General features: G+C 69.2%; 23 protein-coding genes and 1 riboswitch. Of the genes, 17 read left to right on the forward strand and 6 right to left on the reverse strand.

What is annotated here, in order from left to right; genetic code table 11:
* Positions 1-117: 117 nt before the first annotated feature.
* The 3 genes from AWC30_RS04485 to AWC30_RS04495 all read left to right on the forward strand — a co-directional run bounded on the left by AWC30_RS04485 (position 118) and on the right by AWC30_RS04495 (position 1,720).
* Positions 118-531: a DUF4345 domain-containing protein gene (locus AWC30_RS04485; RefSeq protein ID WP_085109008.1), complete on the forward strand. Its 414-nt coding sequence runs from the start codon at positions 118-120 to the stop codon at positions 529-531.
* A gap of 95 nt (positions 532-626) precedes the next feature.
* Positions 627-917, forward strand: a complete 291-nt coding sequence (locus tag AWC30_RS04490) for a hypothetical protein (RefSeq protein ID WP_234807937.1) — start codon at positions 627-629, stop codon at positions 915-917.
* Between the two features lie 350 nt (positions 918-1,267).
* A complete protein-coding gene (locus tag AWC30_RS04495) occupies positions 1,268-1,720 on the forward strand; it encodes a DUF1942 domain-containing protein (RefSeq protein ID WP_085109009.1) in 453 nt (150 codons plus the stop codon).
* 35 nt (positions 1,721-1,755) lie between these two features.
* On the opposite strand, the gene AWC30_RS17990 is transcribed toward AWC30_RS04495, so the two are convergent.
* The gene (locus AWC30_RS17990) at positions 1,756-1,956 is read right to left on the reverse strand and encodes a PNPOx family protein (protein WP_234807938.1); all 201 of its coding nucleotides are present in this window, start codon (positions 1,954-1,956) and stop codon (positions 1,756-1,758) included.
* 300 nt (positions 1,957-2,256) lie between these two features.
* Complete coding sequence (locus AWC30_RS04505) at positions 2,257-3,432, reverse strand: PPE family protein (RefSeq protein WP_109561924.1); 1,176 nt, start codon at positions 3,430-3,432, stop codon at positions 2,257-2,259.
* A gap of 284 nt (positions 3,433-3,716) precedes the next feature.
* A riboswitch (M-box (ykoK) riboswitch) is annotated at positions 3,717-3,887 on the reverse strand.
* A gap of 335 nt (positions 3,888-4,222) precedes the next feature.
* On the opposite strand from AWC30_RS04505, the gene dnaK reads away from it, so the two are divergent.
* Genes dnaK through AWC30_RS04525 form a run of 4 tightly spaced genes read left to right on the forward strand, consistent with a single transcriptional unit; the run spans position 4,223 to position 8,286 of the window.
* On the forward strand, positions 4,223-6,082 hold the full coding sequence (dnaK, locus tag AWC30_RS04510; protein ID WP_085109010.1) for a molecular chaperone DnaK: 1,860 nt from the start codon (positions 4,223-4,225) through the stop codon (positions 6,080-6,082).
* Complete coding sequence (gene grpE / locus AWC30_RS04515; RefSeq protein WP_085109011.1) at positions 6,079-6,690, forward strand: nucleotide exchange factor GrpE; 612 nt, start codon at positions 6,079-6,081, stop codon at positions 6,688-6,690. Before dnaK ends, grpE begins: the two co-directional genes overlap by 4 nt.
* A 43-nt stretch (positions 6,691-6,733) precedes the next feature.
* Positions 6,734-7,918 (forward strand): molecular chaperone DnaJ, encoded by a 1,185-nt coding sequence (gene dnaJ, locus AWC30_RS04520; RefSeq protein WP_085109012.1) that lies wholly within the window; start codon positions 6,734-6,736, stop codon positions 7,916-7,918.
* The gene (locus AWC30_RS04525) at positions 7,897-8,286 is read left to right on the forward strand and encodes a heat shock protein transcriptional repressor HspR (protein ID WP_085109013.1); all 390 of its coding nucleotides are present in this window, start codon (positions 7,897-7,899) and stop codon (positions 8,284-8,286) included. The genes dnaJ and AWC30_RS04525 overlap by 22 nt, the downstream gene beginning before the upstream one ends.
* A gap of 102 nt (positions 8,287-8,388) precedes the next feature.
* Here the strand turns inward: AWC30_RS04525 and AWC30_RS04530 are convergent, their stop codons facing one another.
* The 3 genes from AWC30_RS04530 to AWC30_RS04540 form a co-directional block, all read right to left on the reverse strand.
* On the reverse strand, positions 8,389-9,309 hold the full coding sequence (locus AWC30_RS04530; RefSeq protein WP_085109014.1) for an aldose 1-epimerase: 921 nt from the start codon (positions 9,307-9,309) through the stop codon (positions 8,389-8,391).
* A gap of 58 nt (positions 9,310-9,367) precedes the next feature.
* Entirely contained in the window at positions 9,368-10,531 is a 1,164-nt protein-coding gene (locus AWC30_RS04535) for an FAD-binding oxidoreductase (protein ID WP_085109015.1), read from the reverse strand.
* Positions 10,532-10,662: 131 nt separating this feature from the next.
* Complete coding sequence (locus tag AWC30_RS04540; RefSeq protein WP_085109016.1) at positions 10,663-11,301, reverse strand: TetR/AcrR family transcriptional regulator; 639 nt, start codon at positions 11,299-11,301, stop codon at positions 10,663-10,665.
* 118 nt (positions 11,302-11,419) lie between these two features.
* On the opposite strand from AWC30_RS04540, the gene AWC30_RS04545 reads away from it, so the two are divergent.
* The 10 genes from AWC30_RS04545 to AWC30_RS04590 all read left to right on the forward strand — a co-directional run bounded on the left by AWC30_RS04545 (position 11,420) and on the right by AWC30_RS04590 (position 22,194).
* On the forward strand, positions 11,420-12,166 hold the full coding sequence (locus AWC30_RS04545) for a nuclear transport factor 2 family protein (RefSeq protein WP_085109017.1): 747 nt from the start codon (positions 11,420-11,422) through the stop codon (positions 12,164-12,166).
* Positions 12,163-13,665, forward strand: coding sequence for a flavin-containing monooxygenase (locus tag AWC30_RS04550; protein WP_085109018.1), 1,503 nt, complete (start codon positions 12,163-12,165; stop codon positions 13,663-13,665). Before AWC30_RS04545 ends, AWC30_RS04550 begins: the two co-directional genes overlap by 4 nt.
* Complete coding sequence (locus AWC30_RS04555; RefSeq protein ID WP_085109019.1) at positions 13,662-14,498, forward strand: short-chain dehydrogenase/reductase; 837 nt, start codon at positions 13,662-13,664, stop codon at positions 14,496-14,498. The genes AWC30_RS04550 and AWC30_RS04555 overlap by 4 nt, the downstream gene beginning before the upstream one ends.
* A gap of 190 nt (positions 14,499-14,688) precedes the next feature.
* Entirely contained in the window at positions 14,689-17,235 is a 2,547-nt protein-coding gene (gene clpB / locus AWC30_RS04560; protein ID WP_085109020.1) for an ATP-dependent chaperone ClpB, read from the forward strand.
* Between the two features lie 152 nt (positions 17,236-17,387).
* Entirely contained in the window at positions 17,388-18,194 is an 807-nt protein-coding gene (gene ttfA / locus AWC30_RS04565) for a trehalose monomycolate transport factor TtfA (protein WP_085109021.1), read from the forward strand.
* On the forward strand, positions 18,194-18,964 hold the full coding sequence (locus AWC30_RS04570; protein ID WP_085109022.1) for an SDR family NAD(P)-dependent oxidoreductase: 771 nt from the start codon (positions 18,194-18,196) through the stop codon (positions 18,962-18,964). The genes ttfA and AWC30_RS04570 overlap by 1 nt, the downstream gene beginning before the upstream one ends.
* Entirely contained in the window at positions 18,951-19,505 is a 555-nt protein-coding gene (gene pyrE / locus AWC30_RS04575) for an orotate phosphoribosyltransferase (RefSeq protein ID WP_085109023.1), read from the forward strand. The genes AWC30_RS04570 and pyrE overlap by 14 nt, the downstream gene beginning before the upstream one ends.
* 20 nt (positions 19,506-19,525) lie before the next feature.
* Positions 19,526-20,419: a hypothetical protein gene (locus AWC30_RS04580; RefSeq protein ID WP_085109024.1), complete on the forward strand. Its 894-nt coding sequence runs from the start codon at positions 19,526-19,528 to the stop codon at positions 20,417-20,419.
* The gene (locus AWC30_RS04585) at positions 20,412-21,056 is read left to right on the forward strand and encodes a TrmH family RNA methyltransferase (protein WP_085109025.1); all 645 of its coding nucleotides are present in this window, start codon (positions 20,412-20,414) and stop codon (positions 21,054-21,056) included. The genes AWC30_RS04580 and AWC30_RS04585 overlap by 8 nt, the downstream gene beginning before the upstream one ends.
* Positions 21,057-21,072: 16 nt before the next feature.
* Positions 21,073-22,194, forward strand: coding sequence for a glycoside hydrolase family 76 protein (locus AWC30_RS04590; protein ID WP_085109026.1), 1,122 nt, complete (start codon positions 21,073-21,075; stop codon positions 22,192-22,194).
* Positions 22,195-22,198: 4 nt separating this feature from the next.
* On the opposite strand, the gene AWC30_RS04595 is transcribed toward AWC30_RS04590, so the two are convergent.
* Positions 22,199-22,897 (reverse strand): DedA family protein, encoded by a 699-nt coding sequence (locus AWC30_RS04595; protein WP_085109027.1) that lies wholly within the window; start codon positions 22,895-22,897, stop codon positions 22,199-22,201.
* Positions 22,898-22,985 lie beyond the last annotated feature (88 nt).

The following is a 22,985-nucleotide window of genomic DNA, read 5'->3' on the forward strand; positions in this document are numbered from 1 at the left end:
CACGAGCCGGCTCGGTGGTGTTGTCAGAGCGCGCTGCGCCGTAGGGTAGACGCGTGAACCGCGAGTCCGCCTTCCTGGGAAGGGGTCCGGTCGCAGAGATGTCGAGAACATGACGCGATGGTGAGGGCGCTACGGCTGTTATGTTGGGCGGCAGGGGTGACGCTGATCGTACTGGGTGTCGGCCGGATGGCGTTCTCGATGGACACGATCCCGGGTGGTGGGCTTGCCAATCCGACCGTCGACAGCGAGACCCGGGCGGCCGGCGCGTTGCTGATCAGCGTCGGCATCGCCTACGTCTGGTCGGCTCGCAGGCCGCGGATACCCGTGGCGGCGCTGCGGATCTTGGCCCTGACCATGGCCCTTCTGGTGGTGGCGCGGATCATCTCGATGCTCGTCGCCGGCCTACCGCACGGGGTTTTCGTTGCGTTCACCGCGGTGGAGCTGCTGGCCGCCGTTCTGACGTACTGGTATTCGGTTCTGGGCGGAGAGCAGCAGTCCTCGAACGGTGGTGACCGCCTCGGCGGCCTGTGACACTCCGCGTGCGCCACCGGCAGCGAGTCAGCAGCTGATTCAGAGGTGCAATGTCGTCAACGTGCGGGCACGATCGACCTGAGGGGAAGGGGCCGTTGACCGACACGATCTTCGCGGACATCTCGGAATTTCAAGCACCGGTGGATAACTCGTCCCCATACCGAGTGCTGTCGATCCGGGTCAGCGATGGCACCTACCGCGACCACAACTTCGCCCGCAACTACGCCTGGATGCGCGCAGCGCTCACCAACGGACGGTTGACGTTCGGCATCGTCTACACCTACGTACGGCCGAACTGGCTGGCCAACACCGACACGGTGTGCGCCATGATCGGCGCCGGCTACGGCAGCAACCCGCGCTTACCGGGACAGATCGCCCACCAGTAACCGATGGCGGTGGATACAGTCCGGCGCTGCCGCAGGGCTGTCCACCGTTTGGTCGGTGCGACACGAACGTCGCGAACGGAATGACTCCGGAACAGCTGGCGTAGGCGTGCGGGATCACGACGACGAAAGGATGGCTGATGGCTCTCAGCGACGACGAACAGACGGAATAGGTGGCCAAAGTCCGGGATATCTGGACCCAGTTACGCGGGCCGAACGGTCAAAGACGACCTGGAGAAGTCCGACCGCGACGATCCACAGGTTTGAGCGCCGCGAATCTGGATACGCCGTGGGAACGGCCGGTCAAACCGGTTACGCGTTCCTGACCGAGGAACGCGGCGGAAGGAGTTGACATGATGTTCCCAGCATTGAAGGCGACGGTTGCCGCGGCGGGTCTGGCAGCGGCCGGACTGCTCGCGCCGGCACCGGCGTTCGCCGAAGCCGAGGTGTTGTCGTTCGGCCAGTCTGCAGAGATCCAAAGCCCCGGCGGCACCATCGATTACACGGTGAGCAACTTGCAGCCCAGCGGCCACAACGACGGAGTGTGGTACTCCGACGTGACCGCCAAGGCGGTGAGCGGCACACCGACACCCAACATCGCCGACTTCAACGCGCGGGCGGTCAACAGCTCGACGTACGCGGTGATGAAGGGCGATGAGGCGGACGGCCTTCCGAACGGGCCGATCACGCTGAACAACGAGTCCACCGGCAAGCTGTACTTCGACGTGAAGGGCGGCACCGCCCCCGATAGCGTCGTCTACCGCGACGCGGGCGGCGCCGATCAGGTCGTGTGGAAGCAGCGGTAGCAGCCGACAAGACGAGGGTTGATGACTCGAGCGCCTTATCGGCCTCGGGTCATCGGCCTCGCGTCGCGGGTCAGCCGTGCTCGGTCCGGTGCGGCGTGGGAGTCCATGCTCAGCGGGCCGGTCCCGCCGTTGACGTTCCAACTCCACGAGATTTTCGGTGTGATCCGCAGGTAGGGCTCGCCGGGGCCCTCGATCACCTCGGCGGTGCCGTAGACGCGCAGTAGCGCGGAATCCACGGCCGTGTCGAAACGAATCGTCGACGACCATCGCGACCTTGGCGTGCCCGGCGAGAACGTTGCGGTGACGGCGCGTGTTGGCCGGCCGATATCCGCCGATCTTGATGTGGGTGCCGTCGTATTCGAATCCGACCGGCCACCACGTCGGGTTGGTCGTCGTCGCCGACGGTGGCGATACGGGCCAGCGGCGACGACCTTGTGCTGTTCCATTCCGTGGGATCACGTCTGGCCACGCCGTCGACGCGGTCGTTGAAGCCATTATGGACGCAGACTCAACGGACGCGTCTACATTTGTGGGCCTCACAGCACCTCCGGGCCGTACCCGGCCGCCGGCGGACGCGCCATCACGGTGGGCCGAACCCCATAGCGAGGACCTGCGGCGTCGCCGGTGCGGGCGGCTCCGGCCAACGGGACCCCGGGCGCGCCGTGGCCACCGGCGGGGTTGGCGGCCGGACTGTGGCCGGGCAGCACCGCGCTCGTCGTTGCGGCGGGAGCCGCGCCGGTCCAAGTCGCCGGCACGGACAGGGTTCCGACCGGCGTCGCACGGCCCATCCCGGCCGTGACCGGGGATGAGCCGGTCGAGGCCGCCGCGACGGGGCCGCCCGCGGTCTGCGCGGTGGTGCTCACCAAGGCCTGGGTGCCGAGTGTCGGGGCGGCCGGCGCGTAGCTGCCGGGCGCGAACGCCCCGGGTGCGGCCTCGTTGAACTCCTGGACCGTGGCCAGATTGGCCAGGATCGAGGTGACCATTGCGGGGTTGAGCATGTCGGTGGAGGCCAACGTGTTCCACAGGTTCGCGTTGGGCCCGATGCCCGCGCCGCCGGGGTCGCCGAGCCAGCCGGTGTCGGTCGACGAGTCGAGCAGGCCCTCGGTGGCGGTCGCTGCAACCGGCGCCTTCGCGGCCGGTTCGGAGCCGTCGGGCGTGGTGGCCGAGTCGGCGTTACGGGTCGGCTGGGCGACCGGTTCGAGATGGGTGGCCGCTGACGCCGCGGCCGCGTAGCCGTGCAGCGCCGCCGCGCACTGGGCCCACATCTCGAGGTACTCGGCCTCGGTGGCCATGATCGCCGCCGTGTTCAGCCCGAGAGCATTGCTGGCAAGCAGTGCGCGCAGTCGGGCACGGTTCGCGGCGATCACCGGGGGCGGTGTGGTCACCGCCATGGCGGCGTCGAACGCCGCGGCAGCGGAGCGGGCCTGCGCCGCGGTGTGTTCGGCTTGTGCTGCGGCAGTGGTCAGCCATGCGGTGTGCGATGCGACCTTGGTGGCCATCGCCGCGGACGACGGACCCAACCATTCCTCGGTGGTCAGCCGGTTGAGCACGGCGGTGTAGGCGGTCGCGCCCGACTGTAGGCCGACCGACAATCCGTCCCAGGCGGCAGCGGCGGCTTGCATGGTCGCCGATCCGTCACCGCCGTAGACCAGTGCGGCGTTGATCTCCGGAGGGCGTGCGCCGAAGTCGAGGCGCATCGGAATGGGGAACATGACGTCTCTCCTGACGGATGGCGGGTCCCATTCCGTTGCCGGGTTTCCTCGGGTGACGGCCGCGGGTGATCGCGCCACGACGGCGCACACCGTCGGTTTTCGCGACGGCGGGTGCGCGCGTCAGGACGAACGAGGATGTCCCGGCCCGGAACGGGGCGGACTGATCAGCGAAGTCGGATAATGACTGCCGTTGCGACTCACGTTCGCCCTCACCTCCTCACGGCCGGGACACACGGGGGTGTCATCGTCTGCGCACGCGGGGAGGTACGGGCCGACGCCCGAGAACCGCACCCCTCTCGTCAAAGTTTTGGCACTGTACGGCGTATCTGGTGCGACCAGAAGCCACTTGGGCTCAACCCTTAAGCCGAGAAGAGCTGTCCTGACCCGGGGCGTCTCTCGACGTTGAGGGTCAGTGTCCTATGTCCGTACAGAAGCCTCACCTAGCGAGGTGCATGGCCAACAACTGCCGGTGCCATCGTGGCATCGAGTCGGCGGTTCGGCAACTTCGGGCACGCCGACCACGGCGTGGTGCGGGCGGGCACGCCGAGCCGCGTCGGGTCGGCGTCGCGGGTCGGGCCGGGTGTTTCGCGCCCAAGAGCTGCCGGTTGCGGCGCCGGGGGTGTGTGTCGGGAACAAACCCGGGTACCCCGCCGTTGACACGACTGAAATCTTGAGTGAACTAGACTCAACAACGACTTGACAGGCATGGCCCGTCGGTAGCAATCTTGAGTGTGGTTCACTCAGACCACGCAAACGTTGAAAAAGAGAACGTCTATCAGGAGGAAGCACTATGGCTCGTGCGGTCGGAATCGACCTCGGGACCACCAACTCCGTTGTCTCGGTCCTCGAGGGGGGCGACCCGGTGGTCGTCGCCAACTCTGAGGGATCCCGGACCACGCCCTCGGTCGTCGCGTTCGCGCGCAACGGCGAGGTACTCGTCGGTCAGCCCGCCAAGAACCAGGCGGTGACCAACGTCGACCGGACGATCCGGTCGGTGAAGCGTCACATGGGCACCGACTGGTCGGTGGAGATCGACGACAAGAAATACACCGCCCAGGAGATCAGCGCGCGGGTGCTGCAGAAGCTCAAGCGCGACGCGGAGTCCTACCTCGGCGAAGACATCACCGACGCGGTGATCACCGTCCCGGCCTACTTCAACGACGCGCAGCGTCAGGCCACCAAGGAAGCCGGTCAGATCGCGGGCATGAACGTGCTGCGGATCGTCAACGAGCCGACCGCGGCGGCGCTCGCCTACGGCTTGGACAAGGGCGACAGCGAACAGACCATCCTGGTGTTCGACCTCGGCGGCGGTACCTTCGACGTGTCGCTGCTGGAGATCGGCGGCGGGGTCGTCGAGGTGCGGGCCACCTCCGGTGACAACCACCTCGGTGGCGACGACTGGGACGACCGGATCGTCGAGTGGCTCGTCGACAAGTTCAAGAGCACCAGCGGCATCGACCTCACCAAGGACAAGATGGCGATGCAGCGGCTGCGTGAGGCCGCGGAGAAGGCCAAGATCGAGCTCAGCTCGTCACAGAGCACCTCGATCAACCTGCCCTACATCACCGTCGACGCGGAGAAGAACCCGCTGTTCCTCGACGAGCAGCTGACCCGCGCCGAATTCCAGAAGATCACCCAGGACCTGCTCGACCGGGCCCGTAAGCCGTTCCAGCAGGTCATCAAGGACGCAGGCATCGCGGTCGGCGACATTCACCACGTCGTACTCGTCGGTGGCTCGACCCGGATGCCGGCGGTGACCGAGTTGGTCAAGGAGATGACCGGTGGTCAGGAACCCAACAAGGGAGTCAACCCCGACGAGGTCGTCGCCGTGGGCGCCGCGCTGCAGGCCGGTGTGCTCAAGGGCGAGGTGAAAGACGTTCTGCTGCTGGACGTCACCCCGCTGTCGCTGGGGATCGAAACCAAGGGCGGCGTGATGACCAAGCTCATCGAGCGCAACACCACGATCCCGACCAAGCGCAGCGAGACCTTCACCACCGCCGACGACAACCAGCCGTCGGTGCAGATCCAGGTCTATCAGGGTGAACGCGAAATCGCCGCGCACAACAAGCTGCTCGGCTCGTTCGAGCTCACCGGGATCCCACCGGCTCCGCGCGGCGTGCCCCAGATCGAGGTCACCTTCGACATCGACGCCAACGGCATCGTTCACGTGACCGCCAAGGACAAGGGCACCGGCAAGGAGAACACGATCAAGATCCAGGAGGGCTCCGGCCTCTCCCAGGACGAGATCGACCGGATGATCAAGGACGCCGAGGCGCACGCCGAGGAGGACCGTCAGCGCCGCGAGGAAGCCGACGTCCGCAACCAGGCCGAATCGCTGGTCTACCAGACGGAGAAATTCGTCAAGGAACAGCGCGAGGCCGAAGGCGGGTCCAAGGTTCCCGAAGACACCCTCAACAAGGTGGACGGCGCCATCGCCGATGCCAAGAAGGCGTTGGAGGGCACCGACATCGGAGCGATCAAGTCGGCGATGGAGAAGCTCGGCGAGGAGTCCCAGGGGCTCGGCCAGGCGATCTACGAGGCCACCCAGGCCGAACAGGCCGCAGGCGGTGGCGCGGACGCCGGTGCGGCCGGCGGCGCCGATGACGTGGTCGACGCCGAGGTTGTCGACGACGACGGAGAGACCAAGTGACCGAAGGTAACCCGGAGGAACCGGTCGTCGTCACCGACAAGCGTCGGATCGACCCCGAGACCGGACAGGTACGCGAGGGTGCTTCCGGCCCGGCCCCCAGTGGGCCGGAGCCGGAAGCGCCGCAGTCCGACGACGCGGCGAAGGTCGCCGAACTGACCGACGACCTCAAACGCGTCCAAGCCGACTTCGCCAACTACCGCAAGCGGGCGTTGCGCGAACAGCAGGCGGCAGCTGACCGGGCCAAGGGCGCGGTGGTCAGCGACCTGTTGGGCATCCTCGATGATCTCGACCGTGCCCGCAGCCACGGCGATCTGGAGACCGGACCGCTCAAGGCGTTCGCCGACAAGCTGGTCGACACCCTCACCACGCTGGGGTTGGCCGACTTCGGCGCCGAGGGCGACGATTTCGACCCGTCGATGCACGAAGCGGTGCAACATGAAGGCGACGGCGATCATCCGGTCATCGGCGGCGTGCTGCGCAAGGGCTACAGGCTCGGCGAACAGGTGCTGCGTCACGCGATGGTCGCCGTGGTGGACACCGTCAAGGGAGAGGAAGCCCACGCGGACGCCGAGACGGACGATGCGGCCGAGGACGAAACGGATTCGTAGCGCGCACGATGACCCGTACGACCGGTTAGGGAGGTGAGACGACATGGTCCAACGTGAGTGGGTCGAGAAGGACTTCTACAAAGTCCTCGGCGTCTCACCCGACGCCAGTGAAGACGAGATCAAGCGGGTTGCGCGCAAACTGCTCGCCGACAACCACCCCGACCGCAACCCGGGCAACGCCCAGGCCGACGAGAAGTACAAGGCCGTGGGCGAAGCCCGGGACGTGTTGACCGACAAGGAGAAGCGTCGCGAGTACGACGAGACCCGTCGGCTCTTCGCCGGGGGTGGACGGCGCCGGTTCGGCGGCGGTGGCAACTTCGGCGGCTTCGGCGGTGCGGGAACCGACGGTGTCGAGTTCAACCTCAACGACCTGTTCGACGCCGCCGGTGAGAGCGGCGGGGCCAATATCGGCGACCTCTTCGGAGGCCTGTTCGGCCGGGGTGCGGCGCCGCCGCGGGCCAGCCGACCCCGCCGGGGCAACGACATGGAGACCGAGATCCAGCTCGATTTCCGGGAAGCCGCCCAGGGGGTGCAGACGCCGCTGCGGCTGACCAGTCCGGCGCCCTGCACGACCTGTCACGGCAGCGGCGCCCGGCCGGGCACCAGTCCGAAAGTCTGCCGGACCTGTAACGGATCCGGAGCGGTCAGCCGCAACCAGGGGGCGTTCGGATTCTCCGAGCCGTGCACTGAGTGCCGCGGCAGCGGCTCGATCATCGAGCACCCGTGCCAGGACTGTAAGGGCACCGGGGTGGCCACCCGCACCCGCACCATCAACGTGCGGATTCCGGCCGGAGTTGAGGACGGCCAGCGGATCCGGTTGGCCGGCCAAGGCGAGGCCGGGCTGCGTGGCGCCCCGTCGGGGGACCTGTATGTCACGGTGCATGTGCGCAGTGACAAGGTCTTCGGCCGCGACGGCAACGACCTGACCGTCACCATGCCTGTCAGCTTCGCGGAACTGGCGCTGGGCACCACCCTGACGGTCCCGACCTTGGAGGGCACCGTCAACGTCCGGGTGCCGCAGGGCACCACCGACGGGCGGATCCTGCGGGTCCGTGGTCGCGGCGTGCCCAAGCGCGGCGGCGGCAACGGCGATCTGCTGGTCACGGTGAAGGTGGCGGTGCCGCCGAACTTGGAGGGCTCGGCCAAGGAGGCGCTGGAGGCCTATGCCGCCGCAGAGAAGGCCAGCGGGTTCGATCCGCGTGCCGGATGGGCGGGGAACCTGCCATGAGCAAGGGGAAGGACGCCCACACGTTTCTGATCTCGGTGGCCGCCGAACTCGCCGGGATGCACGCCCAGACGCTGCGCACCTACGACCGGCTCGGCCTGGTCACTCCCCGGCGTAGCTCCGGTGGGGGACGGCGGTATTCGCAGCGGGATGTCGAGCAGTTGCGGGAGGTGCAGCGGCTCTCCCACGACGAGGGGGTCAACCTCGCCGGGATCAAACGCATCATCGAATTGACCAACCAGGTCGAGGCGCTACAGGCGCGGATCAAGGAACTCAGCGAGGAGCTGGAGACCGCTCGCGCCGGCCCGCGTCGCGAGGTGATGCTCACCCCGAAGAGCACCGCCGTCGTCGTGTGGCGCCCGCGCCGCTGATTGCGCGCCGACCACCGAAACGGTCACGCGAAGGAAGCCCCACGGTGCTCAGCGGACCCGGATCTCGCCCACGTTCTGCACTCGAGGGGGCCGATGCGCCGATCAGAGCACCCGGATGGTGAATCGCGCGGTGTCCGGTTCGCCGGGCCGGGCCGACCGATAGCCGCCGCGCCGCAGCGCGTCGGTGGGTGCGGCCATCGGCTCGAAGCAGATCACGTCGTCGCCGCCGGGGGCGAAGACCTGCGCCGCCGGGTAGCCCTGGTCGAACACCACCTCTATGCGCCGCCCGCCACCCGAGACCGCGAACACCGCACCGGCCGGTACGTCCACGAATCCGTCGTCGAGGAACTGCTCGCCCAGGGTCTGCGGGCCGCCGGCGTGCTCGGCCGAGGCGCCGGTCGGGATGCCCCAGGCGTCGACCGGCCGGCGCGTCATCGGCGGGGTCTCGATCCGCCATGTCGCCCGTGCGGCGTCGGGCAGTCGCAGGTAGGGGTGGAAGCCGTAACAGAGCGGCACCGCCGCCGCGGTGGTGGCCTCGACGGTCGTGGTGATCGTCAGTGCACGATCGGCGAGGCGTACCTCCATCGTCAGCAGATGCGGGTAGGGGAAGCTGGCCAGCAATCGTGGCTGGGCGCCGAAGTCGACCTCCGCCGCGAGTTGGGTTTCGGTCTGGCTGCGTACCCGCCAGCCGGGGTAGGCGGCGAGGACGCCATGGATCGGCACGCCGTGCTCGTCGGTGCGGACGCCGCCCGCGCCGGGGGTGAGCTTGACGATCGCGCCGTCGACGCCGTAGCTGTTGCCGCCCAGGCGATTCGCCCACGGATACAGGATCGGAATCCCCATCGTCTTACCGTGCGAGACATAGGCGGCCAGGCCGCGGCGTTGTCCGAGCAACTCCACGCCGTCATCGGCCAGTGAGACGCCCACCATTCCCGCGCCCGGCGCGAACGTCGCCGTCAGCGCCGAGGACGGGTCGTGCAACGTGACCGTCTCGATGTCGCCCGGAAATGAAGGTGCCGCCATCGTCGGATTCTGGCACAGGTCGCGCGGCGACACGCCGAACTCGGACCGGGCCGGGAGGTCAGCTTGACAGTGGATCGTGTTGAATGCGTTGTGCCGGTGCGCCCTTGGCGACCAGAGCGGCGACCGCGGTGCGGACCATCTGCGGGCCGCCGCAGACCAGGATCTGTCGGTCGCCCCACCCGCCGTAACGGCTGACGACCTCGGGCAGCCGCCCGGCCTGCCGTACGTGCAGCCCGCGCGGCGGGGTCGGGTCGGGGAAGTCGGAGGCCCACGGCGGATTGCTGTTGTATTCGCTGACCGGGGAGACCGACAGCCACGGGTTGTGCGCGGCGATCTGCCACAGCGTCGGCAGGTCGTAGAGTTCGCAGGGATAGCGCGCCCCGAAGAACAGATGGACCCGCGGGTTCTCCGCCCAGCGGGCCAGGTCCATGATCAACGCGCGCAGCGGTGCCAGCCCGGTGCTGCCGGCAACCATCAACACGTCGCCGCCGTCGCGGTCGACATGCAGGCCGCCGTGCGGGCTGGAGATGCGCCACCGGTCGCCGGGGCGGGTCTCCTCGACGACGGCGGTGCTGACCAATCCGCCCGGTACGGCACGGATGTGGAACTCGATGCCGCCGGAGTCGTCGGCAGGGATCGCGGGGGACAGGTAGCGCCACCGGCGCGGGCACTGGGGCACTTCGACCTTCACGTATTGGCCCGGGTGGTAGTACATCGGGCGGTCCAGTCGTAACCGCACCACCACCAGGTCGCGGGAGACGCGGTGCACCTCGACGACTGAGCCTTCCCATCGCGCCGGACCCGTGTCGGCCTCGGCGGCCCCACGCATCACGCCGGTGATCAGCTTGAGCGACTGTGCCGTCGTGGCCTCCAGAACCGGGGTCCAGCCGGCGGAGTAGTGGCTGCGCAGAGCGTGGTGCAGTGCATCGCGCATCGTGTCGTAGTGAGCGGAGGTCACCCCGTATTTGCGGTGGTCCCGGCCGAGCTGAGCCAGGAATGCCACCGGCTCGCGGGACCGGCGGGCGATGAGTTCGCCGAACACCCAGTGCAGTGCCCGGGCGAACAGGGCGCGCTGACCGGCCATCTCGGGTGGGAACATGTCGCGGACCGGCGGATCGGTGGCGAACCAGCGGATGAAGAACTGGTGGACGGGGGCGTCGGTGCCGGATTCGGCGAAGGCATCGCGCAGCAGCTGCAACGCATCCCGGTCATCGAAGCCCACGGAGTCCGAGTCTAATTGCGTGGCTCAGATCCCGGGCCCGGTGAGCGGGGACGGCAACCGGTCGATGAGGCGCGGACCGGGCGACCCGCGCCCGCGTCTGCGCGCTGGAGTCGGACGGAGGCGACGGACTGTCATCCGCCCGGGGCGGGACGGTGGGTCAGGCCGGAGAGCACCAGGCTGGTCGCGTAGCCCACCAGTTCGTCGCGGCCGACGGCGAGGCGTCCGTCGGTCCAATCCAACACGAGCGCGGCCAGCGCACCCGACAGCGCGGTCGCGTCGAGGGCCGCCACGGTCGACGGCTCCCGCGCGCCGCCAAGACCGGCCTGCGCGACCAGGCGGCTCAGCAGACCGGGCAGGATGTCGGCGCGGTGCGCGCCCAGCACCGGGTTGGACAACGGTTCGCGCAGCAGGATGCGGACCCGGCGGGGATCGGTCTGGAAGTAGGTGGCCGCGGCATCGACCGCGGCGGCCACCGCCGTATCCGTACCGGGGCGGCCAGTTGCGGCGTCAGCGATCGCGGTGGCGAGATCGGCGTTGCAGGCGTCGTAGACGGCGATCGTCAGCGCGTCGGTGTCGGGGAAGCTCTCGTAGAAATAGCGCGGACTCAGCCCGGCGCGCCGGCACACCGCGCGCATGGCGACACCGGCGGCGCCCTCGTCGCCGAGCAATTCGTAGCCGGCCGCCATGAGCCGGCGCCTGCGCTGCTCGGCTCGGTCGCCGTGGGTCTGACCGCGCCATCGGCGGGGCGGGCCCGCCGTCGTCGCATCCATCCGCAACCCTCCCGCCGCAATCAAGGAATCACTTGATTCTAGTTCGCGACCATGCCACGATCACAAAGGAATCGGGAATCAGCTGATTCCGATAGGGGTCGGCGAGTGGAGGAGTGGGATGTTCGACGAAGCCAAGTTCCGGGAAGCCATCGTTCAGCCGCGACTGCGTCAGCCGCTGCCGGAATACCTGCCAGGTAACCGCGCCGGCGGTCAGGTGAAGGTGCTCACCGAACCCGAACTCAACGCGATGACCGAACAATGGTTCGTCGACCTGGAAAAGAAGATCGCCTTCTACGCCGAGCACGGCATCGACGTCGCCTTCTTCGAGGAGTGGGGCAAGAAATACTGGTGGAGCTGGCTGATGCGGGACATGTCGCTCAACCACGAGCTCTACACTCCCGACCTGCGCTACAAGGACCCGACCACGTTCGGACGGATCATCGTCGGGCTCGAGGAGTTCGAGCGGTACAACTTCGCCTTCCTCAACGCCATCCCGGACTGGCGCTACGACCCGCTGCCCGGGCAGATCTACTTCGACATGACCCCCGAGGGGGAGGCCCGTGTCGTCGTCCGCTACATCGGCAGCGGCCACTTCAGCGGGTCGCTGCGCTTCTACCCCTACGACGAGTCCGCGCCGACCATGCACGGGGTCGGCACCTTCGTGCAGTGCACCGCGGTGGACCGTTACCACTTCAACAAAGACGGGTTGATGTACTTCGGGGAGACGCTGTTCGACCTGCTCGACGCCACCCAGTCGTCCGGGGTGCTGCCCGGCGACGACAGTCTGGTGTTCAAGCTGCTGATGGGGGCCTCCCGCGTTCCGCGGCTGGTCCACAACGTGCGCAGCGCGCTGCGGCTGGGATGAGCCGGGACGACGCCGCCGTCCCGCACTTCCGGGTCGGCATCATCGGCGCCGGGTTCGGCGGGCTGGGAGCGGCGATCCGGCTCAAACAGCGCGGCGACACCGACTTCGTCGTCTTCGAGCGCCTTGCCGACGTCGGCGGCACCTGGCACGTCAACACCTACCCGGGGGCGCAGTGCGACATCCCCTCGGCGCTGTACTCGTTCTCGTTCGCGCCCAACCCGCGCTGGTCGCGGTTGTATCCACGCCAGGCCGAGATCAAGACCTACCTGCAGGACTGCGTGCGCCGGTTCGGGATCGCCGCGCACCTGCGGTTCGGCCACGATATCGCCGAGGCCAGCTGGTGTGACACCGATCAGCGCTGGCAGCTCCGCACCACCGCCGGTCAGCGATACACGGTGTCGATCCTGGTGGCGGCGATGGGCCCGTTCAGCCAGCCGCACACCCCCGACATCGACGGCTTGGACGACTTCGCCGGGCCGGTGCTGCATTCGGCGCGGTGGGACCACGGCGTCGAGCTGGCCGGCCGGCGGGTGGCGGTGATCGGCACCGGCGCCTCGGGGGTGCAGATCATCCCGCAGCTGCAACCCGACGTGCGGCGATTGGTGGTTTTCCAGCGCACCCCGACCTGGATCATGCCGCACCCCGACCGCCCGGTCGGTGCCCGCATGCAACAGCGGTTCGCCCGCTGGCCGATCCTGCTGCGCGCGCTGCGCGAGCTGACCGGGCTGGCCCAGGAGGCGCTGGTGCCGGGCCTGGTGTACGCACCGGCGCTGCTCAAACCCGCCGCGGCGGTGGGGCGCTGGCAGCTTCGCCGGCAGGTGGCCGACCCCGCCCTGCGGGCGAAGCTGACCCCACGGTATGCGTTCGGCTGCAAACGGCCCACCTTCTCCAACACCTATTTCCCGGCGTTGGCCGCTGCCAACACCGTCGTCGAAACCACGCCGATCCGACGTGTCACCGCCTCGGGAATCGCGATCGCCGACGGACGCCACCACGACCTGGACGCGATCGTGCTGGCCACCGGATTCGACCTGGTCGACAACGAGGGTGCCGCCCGCATCCACGGGCGCACCGGCCGCAGCCTGGCCGACACCTGGACCCGCGAGGGGATGACCGCGCACCTGGGGACCACGGTCGCCGGGTTCCCCAACTTCTTTTTCATCCTCGGCCCCAACTCGGTGGTCTACACCTCCCAGGTCGTCACGATCGAAGCCCAGGTCGACTACCTGCTGGCGGCCCTCGACCTGATGGCCCGCCGTGGCCTGGCCAGCGTGGAGGTCCGCAGCGATGTCCAGCGGCGCTTCGTCGCCGACGTCGACTCGGTGCTGGCCGGCTCGGTGTGGAACACCGGCGGCTGTGCCAGCTATTACCTGGGGCCCGACGGGCGCAATTTCACCTTCTGGCCCGGGTTCGTGCGAAGCTTCAAGGCGCGCATGGCCCGGCTAGGGGCCGACGATTTCGTCGCCCGCGTCGCGGCCGGCTCGGAGGTCGGAGTATGAGCGCACACGACATGCGCGGGAAGGTCGCCCTGGTCACCGGCGCAGGCCAGGGGATCGGGCAGGCCGTCGCCGCCGAACTGTGCCGGCGGGGGGTGTCGGTGGCGCTGCTCGACCGCGCCGAGGACCGGCTGCGTGCGGCGGTGGCCGACCTGCCCCGGTCGCAGGCGCTGGCCGTCGTCGCCGACGTGACCGACCCGGCGGCACTGCGCCACGCCGTCGCCGAGACCGTCGGCACGTTCGGCCGGCTGGACTATCTGGTCGCCAACGCCGGCATCGCCCCGGCGCCGGCCACGGTGCGCGGCGGCGACGACGCGGCATTCAACCGGGTGCTCGACGTCAATCTGCGCGGCGTCTACAACACGGTGCGGGCCGGCCTCGAACCGGTGACCGCCGTCGGCGGGCACATCGAGGTGATCAGCTCGGGAGCGGCGTTCCTGCCGGGCCCCGGCGGGGCGGCCTACATGATCAGCAAGGCCGGGGTCGAGCAGCTGGCCCGCGCGCTGCGGTTGGAGTGCGCGCCGTACCGGGTCAGCGTCGGCACCACCTATTTCGGCATCGTGCACACCGCGATGACCCGCACCACGCTGGACGACCACCCGCTGGGCGCGCAGGTGGGCGCACTGCTGCCGTGGCCGTTGAATCGGCGCATCAGCCCGGCGCAGGCCGCGAGGGCGGTCGCCGACGCGGTGCAAAACCGCAGTTCGCACACGTTTCGTCCGCGGGCCTGGGCTGGCGTTGCGGTGCTCCGCGGCGTCCTCGGGGTGGTGGCCGACCCGCTGCTGGTGCGCAGCGCGCGGATCCACCGGCTGATCCGGCAACTCGACGGCAGCTGAGTCGAGCCGGCGCACGGTCGATTGCCCCGGTTCGGCTGTCGTGGCCGTCGTTATCGGGCAGATTTGGGGTAGCCCACCCCGCAGACGACAAATCTGTCAGCCTTGAGCGGAACAGACTCAACCTCGGCGGCGTTGAAGTACGTGACTTTGCTTTTACCCAGCTCAACGACTCGACTCCGAAGGAGAACCCGTGGACTCGTTCAACCCGACCACCAAAACCCAGGCGGCGCTCACCGCCGCGCTGCAGGCGGCGACCACCGCAGGAAACCCCGAGATCCGGCCGGCGCACCTGCTGCTGGCCCTGCTGACCCAGAACGACGGCATCGCCGCGCCGCTGCTCGAGGCCGTCGGCGTCGACCCGGCGCCGATCCGTTCCGAAGCGCAGCGGCTCGTCGACCTGGCGCCCCAGGTCACCAGCGCCAGCGCGCAGCCACAACTGTCCCGTGAGGCGCTGGCCGCGATCACCGTCGCCCAGCAACTGGCCACCGAGATGGACGACGAGTACGTCTCGACCGAACACCTGATGGTCGGGCTGGCCACCGGCGACTCCGAGATCGCCGCCCTGCTCAGCGGTCGCGGCGCCACCCCGGACGCACTGCGTGAGGCGTTCGTGAAGGTGCGCGGCAGCGCCCGGGTCACCAGCGCCGACCCCGAAGCGACCTACCAGGCGTTGGAGAAGTACTCCACCGACCTGACCGCCCGCGCCCGGGAGGGCAAGCTCGACCCGGTCATCGGCCGCGACACCGAGATCCGCCGCGTGGTGCAGGTGCTGAGCCGGCGCACCAAGAACAACCCGGTGCTCATCGGTGAACCCGGCGTCGGCAAGACCGCCATCGTCGAGGGCCTGGCCCAGCGGGTGGTGGCCGGCGACGTCCCGGAGAGCCTGCGGGGCAAATCCGTCATCGCCCTGGACCTCGGATCGATGGTGGCCGGCGCGAAGTATCGCGGCGAGTTCGAGGAGCGGCTCAAGGCGGTGCTCGACGACATCAAGAACTCCGCCGGCGAAGTGATCACGTTCATCGACGAGTTGCACACGATCGTCGGTGCCGGCGCCACCGGCGAGGGGGCGATGGACGCGGGCAACATGATCAAGCCGATGCTGGCCCGCGGTGAGCTGCGACTGGTCGGCGCCACCACGCTCGAGGAGTACCGCAAGTACATCGAGAAAGATGCCGCGCTGGAACGCCGGTTCCAGCAGGTGTACGTCGGGGAGCCGTCCGCCGAGGACACCATCGGGATCCTGCGCGGGCTCAAGGACCGTTATGAGGTCCACCACGGGGTCCGCATCACCGACTCGGCGCTGGTGGCGGCCGCGACCCTGTCCGACCGCTACATCACCTCCCGGTTCCTCCCGGACAAGGCCATCGACCTCGTCGACGAAGCCGCGTCGCGGTTGCGGATGGAGATCGACTCCCGCCCGGTGGAGATCGACGAGGTGGAGCGGCTGGTCCGCCGGCTGGAGATCGAGGAGATGGCGCTGGCCAAGGAGGAGGACGACGCCTCCAAGGACCGGTTGGAGAAGCTGCGCGCCGAACTCGCCGACCACAAGGAGAAGCTGGCCGAGCTCACCGCCAAATGGCAGAACGAGAAGCACGCCATCGACATCGTCCGCGACCTCACCGAGCAACTGGACTCGCTGCGCGGGGAATCCGACCGCGCCGAACGTGACGGCGACCTGGCCAAGGCCGCTGAACTTCGCTACGGGCGCATCCCGGAGGTGGAGAAGAAACTCGACGCCGCCCTGCCCAGCGCGCAGGCCCGGGAGAACGTGATGCTCAAGGAGGAGGTCGGCCCCGACGACATCGCCGACGTGGTCAGCGCCTGGACCGGCATCCCGGCCGGCCGGTTGCTGGAGGGGGAGACCGCCAAGTTGCTGCGGATGGAAGACGAACTGGCCAAACGGGTCGTCGGCCAGAAGAAGCCGGTGGTCGCGGTCTCCGACGCGGTGCGTCGTGCCCGGGCCGGGGTCGCCGACCCCAACCGGCCCACCGGGGCGTTCCTGTTCCTCGGGCCGACCGGTGTCGGCAAGACCGAGCTGGCCAAGGCGCTGGCCGACTTCCTCTTCGATGACGAGCGCGCCATGGTCCGCATCGACATGAGCGAGTACGGGGAGAAGCACTCGGTGGCCCGGCTGGTCGGCGCGCCACCCGGCTACGTCGGCTACGACCAGGGCGGCCAGCTCACCGAGGCGGTGCGCCGTCGCCCCTACACGGTGGTGCTCTTCGACGAGGTGGAGAAGGCCCACCCGGACGTCTTCGATGTGCTGCTGCAGGTGCTCGACGAGGGCCGTCTCACCGATGGGCAGGGCCGTACCGTCGACTTCCGCAACACGATCCTGATCCTGACCTCCAACCTGGGGGCCGGCGGCGACGACGATCAGGTGATGGCCGCGGTGCGCGCCACGTTCAAGCCGGAGTTCATCAACCGGCTCGACGACGTGCTGATCTTCGAGGCGCTCAACCCCGACGAACTGGTCCACATCGTCGACATCCAGCTCGCCCAGCTGGGCAAGCGGCTCGCCCAGCGCCGCCTGCACCTCGAGGTCTCGCAGCCGGCCAAGCAGTGGCTCGCCGAGCGCGGTTTCGACGCGGTCTACGGCGCCCGGCCGCTGCGCCGGCTCATCCAGCACGCGATCGGCGACGAGCTGGCCAAGATGCTGCTGGCCGGACAGATCCACGACGGCGACACCGTCCCGGTCAACGTCGCGGTCGACGGGGAGGGGCTGGTCCTGGGCTGACCGGCCGGGCCACCAACCGGGCCCGGGTGAACGTCTCAGTGGCGAACACCCGGGTTCGGTGTGCCCGGAGTGACCATCGTCACCGCCGCGATACCCGGTTGTGACCTGCTCGGATTCTGTGAACACCCGGGTGAGCAAGTAAGATTGTCGGGATGGTCCCGCTTTGGTTCACGCTGTCTGCGCTCTGTTTCGTGGGTGCGGCGGTGCTGCTGTACACCGACATCGACCGGCAACGCGGTCGCGGTCGTCGCCGCAGGTCCTGGGCGCGCTCGCAGGGCTTCGACTACGAACCGGTCGCCACCGACATCATCGACCGCTGGAAGCGCGGCATCATGTCGACCGTCGGTGACGTCACCGCACGCAACGTGGTGCTGGGCCAGATCCGCGGGGAAGCCGTCTACATCTTCGACCTCGACGAGGTCGCCACGGTGATCGCACTGCACCGCAAGGTGGGCACCAACGTCGTCATCGACATGCGACTCAAGGGGCTCAAGGAGCCGAGGGAGGCCGACACCTGGCTGCTCGGTGCGATCGGGCCGCGGATGGTCTACTCCACCAACCTCGACGCGGCGCGACGGGCCTGTGACCGGCGGATGGTGACCTTCGCCCACACCGCGCCGGACTGCGTCGAGATCATGTGGAACGAGCCGAACTGGACCCTGATCAGCATGCCGCTGTCGGCCACCCGCGCCCAGTGGGACGAGGGCCTGCGCACCGTGCGGCAGTTCAACGACCTGCTGCGGGTGTTGCCGCCGCAGAGCCAGGCGGCGCTGCCGCAGGCCGGCCAGCGTCGCGTCGCCGCACCGAGCCGGCCGTTGGCCCCGGCCACGGGTCGTCAGGACCGGGCGGAATCACGCCGCGAGCCGGTCGCGGGCCGTCAGGACCGGGCGGAGTCGCATCGCGAACCGGCCCGCTCCAACCGCAGCAGCGTCCGTCAGGCCCCGCCCCTGCAGCGTTGATGGGCCGCCCTGTCGCCCTGATCACCGGGCCGACGTCCGGGCTGGGAGCCGGCTACGCGCGCCGCCTCGCGGCCGACGGCCACGACCTGGTGCTCGTCGCCCGGGACGTCGAACGCCTTGAGGCACTGGCTGCCGAACTGCGGCCGGTCACCGGGGTGGAGATCCTGCCTGCCGACCTCGCCGAAGCGGACGACCGCGCCCGGGTCGCCGAGCGCTGCGCCGCCGGCGTGCGGGTGCTGGTCAACAACGCCGGGTTCGGCACCTCGGGAGAGTTCTGGACCGCCGACCCGGCGCTGCTCCAGGCCCAACTCGATGTCAACGTCACCGCGGTGATGCAGTTGACCCGCGCCGCGCTGTCCGCGATGGTCGCCGCCGGCCGCGGCACCGTGATCAACATCGCGAGCGTCGCCGGGCTGCTGTCCGGACGCGGTTCGACCTACTCGGCGTCCAAGGCGTGGGTCGTCTCGTTCTCGGAAGGGCTGGCCGGCGGGCTGTCGGGTACCGGCGTCTCGGTGCACGCGATCTGCCCGGGCTTCGTACGCACCGAATTCCACTCGCGGGCCGGCATCGACATGGCGTCGATTCCCGGTTTGATGTGGCTGTCCGTCGACGACGTGGTCGACGCCAGCCTGGCCGACGTCGCCGCAGGCAAGGTGATCTCGGTGCCCGGCCTGCAGTACAAGGTGCTGACCACCGCGGGTCGTCTGGTGCCGCGTGGACTGGTGCGGACGTTGACCAATGTGATCGGGCGGGGCCGTGACCGAACCTGAACTGACCGCGGCGGACAAGGCGGAGTTGGCCGAGCTGGTGCGCACTCTGGCCGTGGTGCACGGCCGGGTGACGCTGTCCTCCGGCAAGGAGGCCGACTATTACGTCGACCTGCGCCGCGCCACGCTGCACCATCGCGCCGCTCCGCTGATCGGGCGGCTGGTGCGTGAACTCACCGCCGACTGGGACTACGCCGCCGTAGGCGGCCTGACCCTGGGGGCCGACCCCGTCGCGACCGCGGTGCTGCACGCACCCGGGCGCCCCATCGACGCCTTCGTGGTCCGCAAATCGGTGAAAGCCCATGGCATGCAACGTCTGATCGAAGGCGCCGACGTCAACGGGCAGTCTGTGCTCGTGGTCGAGGACACCTCGACCACGGGCGGCTCGGCGTTGACGGCGGTGCGCGCGGTCCGTGAGGCGGGTGCCCGCGTGGCAGGTGTCGTCACGGTGGTCGACCGTGCCACCGGGGCTGCCGAGGCGATCGAAGCCGACGGTGTGCCGTACCGCAGTGTCCTGGGACTGGCTGATCTGGGGCTGGCGTGACGAGCGAACTGCGAGGCTGAATGCGCGCCGTGATCGCGGTGCTCACCGCTGTCGTCATGGTGGCGTCCGGGTGCTCGAAAACCGATGGGGTGCAAGCACCGTACGGTGCTGAGGCTGCTCGGATGGGGCAGGAACTCACTGTGCTGGGCTGGGACATGACGCTTTCGGACCTGCGATGGGGCGCCGATCACGTGCTCGTCGACGTCACGGCGCATCCGGTCGACGGTGACGAGAACCGCGGTGCCCCCGAGGATCTGCGCTTTGGGCTCTACGGTGCGCTGGCGCATCCGGTGGAGGCCGACGGGATCGGTAGCTGCGCTTCAGCGGTGGGCGCGACCTCGCAGCCGCTGCAGTCCCAGGGCGACTTGCTGTCCGGCACCATCTGTCTGGGGCCGATGAAGGACCGCGCGGCGGTGCGGGGGATCTACGTGTACTCGCCGGCCGACCGGATGCCCGGGACCACGGTCGCCTACCCGGCGGCGTTCCCGGTCGGGCTGGCGCCGACCGGACCGGACGACACCGGACTGGACGTGTCGACCGCGAGCGTGGAGGCGTGGCGCGCCGACGGCATTCCGATCGGCCCACCCGCGCTGGGCGATCCCACCGCATTCGAAGGCGACGGCCACATGCTGCTCGGGCTGGTCGCCGAGGCGCCGGCCGATCGCTACCGGCAGCAGTCGCAGGAACGCGGTGGACCGCTGATGCTGGTGGTCGGGCCGTGGACACCGGGGCCATGGGCCAACCCGGCCTGCGACGTCTACGGCCAATCGGCGCTGGTGTTGCCCGACGCCTCCCTGGGGGCGGCGCGGGTCGCGGTGTCGTTGTGCACCCAGGGCAACCTGACCGCGGCGCTGCTGTACGCCACGGTGTCGGTCATCGGCACCCACGCCGCGGTGTGGGTGGATCGTGTCTGAACCCGGGCCCACCGAGTGGGGGCCGCCGGCGACCGGTGTCGGCCCGTGGCCGGGTATCCCGCCGGCTGACCCGCGCTACGATCCCGAACTGCTGCGCGACGGCGACACCCGCAACGTCGTCGACGCCTACCGGTACTGGAGCCGGGAAGCGATCGTCGCCGACATCGACACCCGTCGCCACCCGTTGCACATCGCGATCGAGAACTTCGGCCAGGACGCCAACATCGGCGGTGTGGTGCGGGCCGCCAACGCCTTCGCGGTGCACACCGTGCACATCGTCGGTCGGCGCCGCTGGAACCGGCGTGGCGCCATGGTCACCGACCGCTACCAGCGGCTCGCCCACCACGACAGCACCGCGCAGCTGCTGGAGTTCGCCGCCGATGCGGATCTCACCGTCGTCGCCGTCGACAACGTTCCCGGGGCCGCCCGGTTGGAGCGAACGCCGTTGCCGCGGAACACCCTGCTGGTCTTCGGGCAGGAAGGCCCGGGTCTGTCCGCCGAGGTCACCGCCGGAGCAGCGCTGACGGTGTCGATCGCCCAGTTCGGCTCGACGCGGTCGATCAACGTCGCGGTCGCCGCCGGGATCGCCATGCACACCTGGATCACCCAGCACGCTGACATGGACCGAGCCTGGTAAGGCAGGATCAGTGGCCATGGATCAGCAGTGGGCCAACCGCGCGGGCAGCGCCGAAACCGCGATCATCCGACGGAACGTGCGAAAACTCTGGGGTCTGCCGGGCACCCGGCTGGGCGTGGTGGCCTGGCCGGCGTCACGCAAACAGCGCTTCTTCCTGCACACTTGGCATTACTGGTGGCAGGCGCACCTGCTGGACTGCCTGGTCGATGCGCAGTTGCGTGATCCGCAGCCCGAACGCGAGGTGCAGATCAAGGGCGTCATCCGCGCCCACCGGCTGCGCAACCCCGGCGTCGTCAACCAGTACTACGACGACATGGCCTGGCTGGCGCTGGCCATCGAGCGGGCCGACCGGGTGCTCGGGACCGGTCACCCCCGCAGTCTGGACCGGCTCACCGGGCAGTTCGTCAACTCGTGGGTTCCCGAGGACGGCGGCGGCATCCCGTGGCGCAAGCAGGACCAGTTCTTCAACGCACCGGCCAACGGACCGGCGGGTATCTTCCTGGCCCGCTACGGGGACCGGCTGCGTCGCGCGGTGCAGATGGCCGATTGGATCGATGCGACTCTGATCGACCCGGACACCGGGCTGGTTTTCGACGGCATCAAGGCCGGCTCGCTGGTGCGCGCGCAGTACACCTACTGCCAGGGCGTGGTCCTCGGGTTGGAGACCGAGTTGGCCGTGCGCACCGGAGAGCCGCGCCACGCCGCCCGCGTGCACCGGCTGGTGGCCGCGGTGGCAGCGGAGATGGCACCCGGCGGCGTCCTCAAGGGCGGTGGCGGCGGCGACGGCGGCCTGTTCGGCGGGATCACCGCCCGCTATCTGGCCCTGGTGGCCACGACGCTGCCCGGCGACGACGAGGCCGACCGCGCCGCCCGCGACACCGCGGCCAAGCTGGTGTTGTCGTCGGCGAAGTCGGCGTGGGATTACCGCCAGCAGGCGGACGGGCTGCCGATCTTCGGCCCGTTTTGGGACCGCAACGCCGACCTACCGCGCGACGAGGGGGAGGACGCCCGATCGGTCGAGGGCGCGGTCAACGAATCGACGATCCCGGAGCGGGACCTGTCGGTGCAGCTCGGCGGCTGGATGTTGATGGAGGCGGCCTACGCGGTCACCGCCGCGGGGCACTCCGCGCGGGACTGACTCGTCAGGGCGTGGATGCGGGGTCGGTGACCTCCGCCTCGGTGCCGGCGGCTGCGGCGCGGCGGCGGGCCAGGTAGGCGCGGGTCACCGAGTAGATCGCGGGCAGCAGTGAGACGAACAGGATGCCGACGATGATCAACTCGAGGTGGTCGGTGATGCCGGGCACGCGGGTGCCCAGGAAGTAGCCGGTCAGGGTCATCCCGGCGCCCCAGAGAATGCCGCCGACGATGTCGAAGCCCAGGTAGACCGGGTAGCGCATGTAGGACACCCCGGCGATCACCGGGACGAACGTCCGGGCGAACGGCACGAACCGCGCCAGGATGATCGCCACCGGGCCGTACTTCTCGAAGAACGCGTGCGATTCGGTGACGTGGTGCTTCTTGAAGAATCGGGAGTCTTCCCGGCTGAACAGCGCGGGGCCGATCTTGCGGCCGATGAAGTAGCCGGTCTGGTCGCCGAGCACCGCGACGATGGCCACGGCCGGCGCCATGACCCGGATGTCGAGGTTCATGTCCGGGCTTGCGGCGAGCAGGCCACCGGTGACCAGCAGCGACTCACCGGGCAGCAGCGGGAACAGCAGACCGGTCTCGATGAAGACGATGATCAGCATCGCCGGAAGCACCGCGTGCTCGAACACTCCGCCCGCCCCGATCCAGTACATCGGGTCCAAGATGTGCGGCATCGCGACCGCAACGGTGCTCATGACGCACAACATACCGGTGCCTGCGGGTAGTGCGGGTTGGGGATACCGGGAGGACTTGGGGATACTGGGAGGACACAGTCTGCACCCG

It is taken from the genome of Mycolicibacillus trivialis, assembly GCF_002102395.1.
Taxonomy (GTDB): Bacteria; Actinomycetota; Actinomycetes; order Mycobacteriales; family Mycobacteriaceae; genus Mycobacterium; species Mycobacterium triviale.

What these genes read in the sequence shown, in the direction of transcription:
- AWC30_RS04485 (WP_085109008.1), top strand. Translation starts at nt 118, where the DNA reads ATGGTGAGGGCGCTACGGCTGTTATGTTGGGCGGCAGGGGTGACGCTG.
- AWC30_RS04495 (WP_085109009.1), top strand. Translation starts at nt 1,268, where the DNA reads ATGATGTTCCCAGCATTGAAGGCGACGGTTGCCGCGGCGGGTCTGGCA.
- AWC30_RS04505 (WP_109561924.1), bottom strand. Translation starts at nt 3,432, where the DNA reads ATGTTCCCCATTCCGATGCGCCTCGACTTCGGCGCACGCCCTCCGGAG.
- dnaK (WP_085109010.1), top strand. Translation starts at nt 4,223, where the DNA reads ATGGCTCGTGCGGTCGGAATCGACCTCGGGACCACCAACTCCGTTGTC.
- dnaJ (WP_085109012.1), top strand. Translation starts at nt 6,734, where the DNA reads ATGGTCCAACGTGAGTGGGTCGAGAAGGACTTCTACAAAGTCCTCGGC.
- AWC30_RS04525 (WP_085109013.1), top strand. Translation starts at nt 7,897, where the DNA reads ATGGGCGGGGAACCTGCCATGAGCAAGGGGAAGGACGCCCACACGTTT.
- AWC30_RS04530 (WP_085109014.1), bottom strand. Translation starts at nt 9,309, where the DNA reads ATGGCGGCACCTTCATTTCCGGGCGACATCGAGACGGTCACGTTGCAC.
- AWC30_RS04540 (WP_085109016.1), bottom strand. Translation starts at nt 11,301, where the DNA reads ATGGATGCGACGACGGCGGGCCCGCCCCGCCGATGGCGCGGTCAGACC.
- AWC30_RS04545 (WP_085109017.1), top strand. Translation starts at nt 11,420, where the DNA reads ATGTTCGACGAAGCCAAGTTCCGGGAAGCCATCGTTCAGCCGCGACTG.
- AWC30_RS04550 (WP_085109018.1), top strand. Translation starts at nt 12,163, where the DNA reads ATGAGCCGGGACGACGCCGCCGTCCCGCACTTCCGGGTCGGCATCATC.
- AWC30_RS04555 (WP_085109019.1), top strand. Translation starts at nt 13,662, where the DNA reads ATGAGCGCACACGACATGCGCGGGAAGGTCGCCCTGGTCACCGGCGCA.
- ttfA (WP_085109021.1), top strand. Translation starts at nt 17,388, where the DNA reads ATGGTCCCGCTTTGGTTCACGCTGTCTGCGCTCTGTTTCGTGGGTGCG.
- AWC30_RS04570 (WP_085109022.1), top strand. Translation starts at nt 18,194, where the DNA reads ATGGGCCGCCCTGTCGCCCTGATCACCGGGCCGACGTCCGGGCTGGGA.
- AWC30_RS04580 (WP_085109024.1), top strand. Translation starts at nt 19,526, where the DNA reads ATGCGCGCCGTGATCGCGGTGCTCACCGCTGTCGTCATGGTGGCGTCC.
- AWC30_RS04590 (WP_085109026.1), top strand. Translation starts at nt 21,073, where the DNA reads ATGGATCAGCAGTGGGCCAACCGCGCGGGCAGCGCCGAAACCGCGATC.
- AWC30_RS04595 (WP_085109027.1), bottom strand. Translation starts at nt 22,897, where the DNA reads ATGAGCACCGTTGCGGTCGCGATGCCGCACATCTTGGACCCGATGTAC.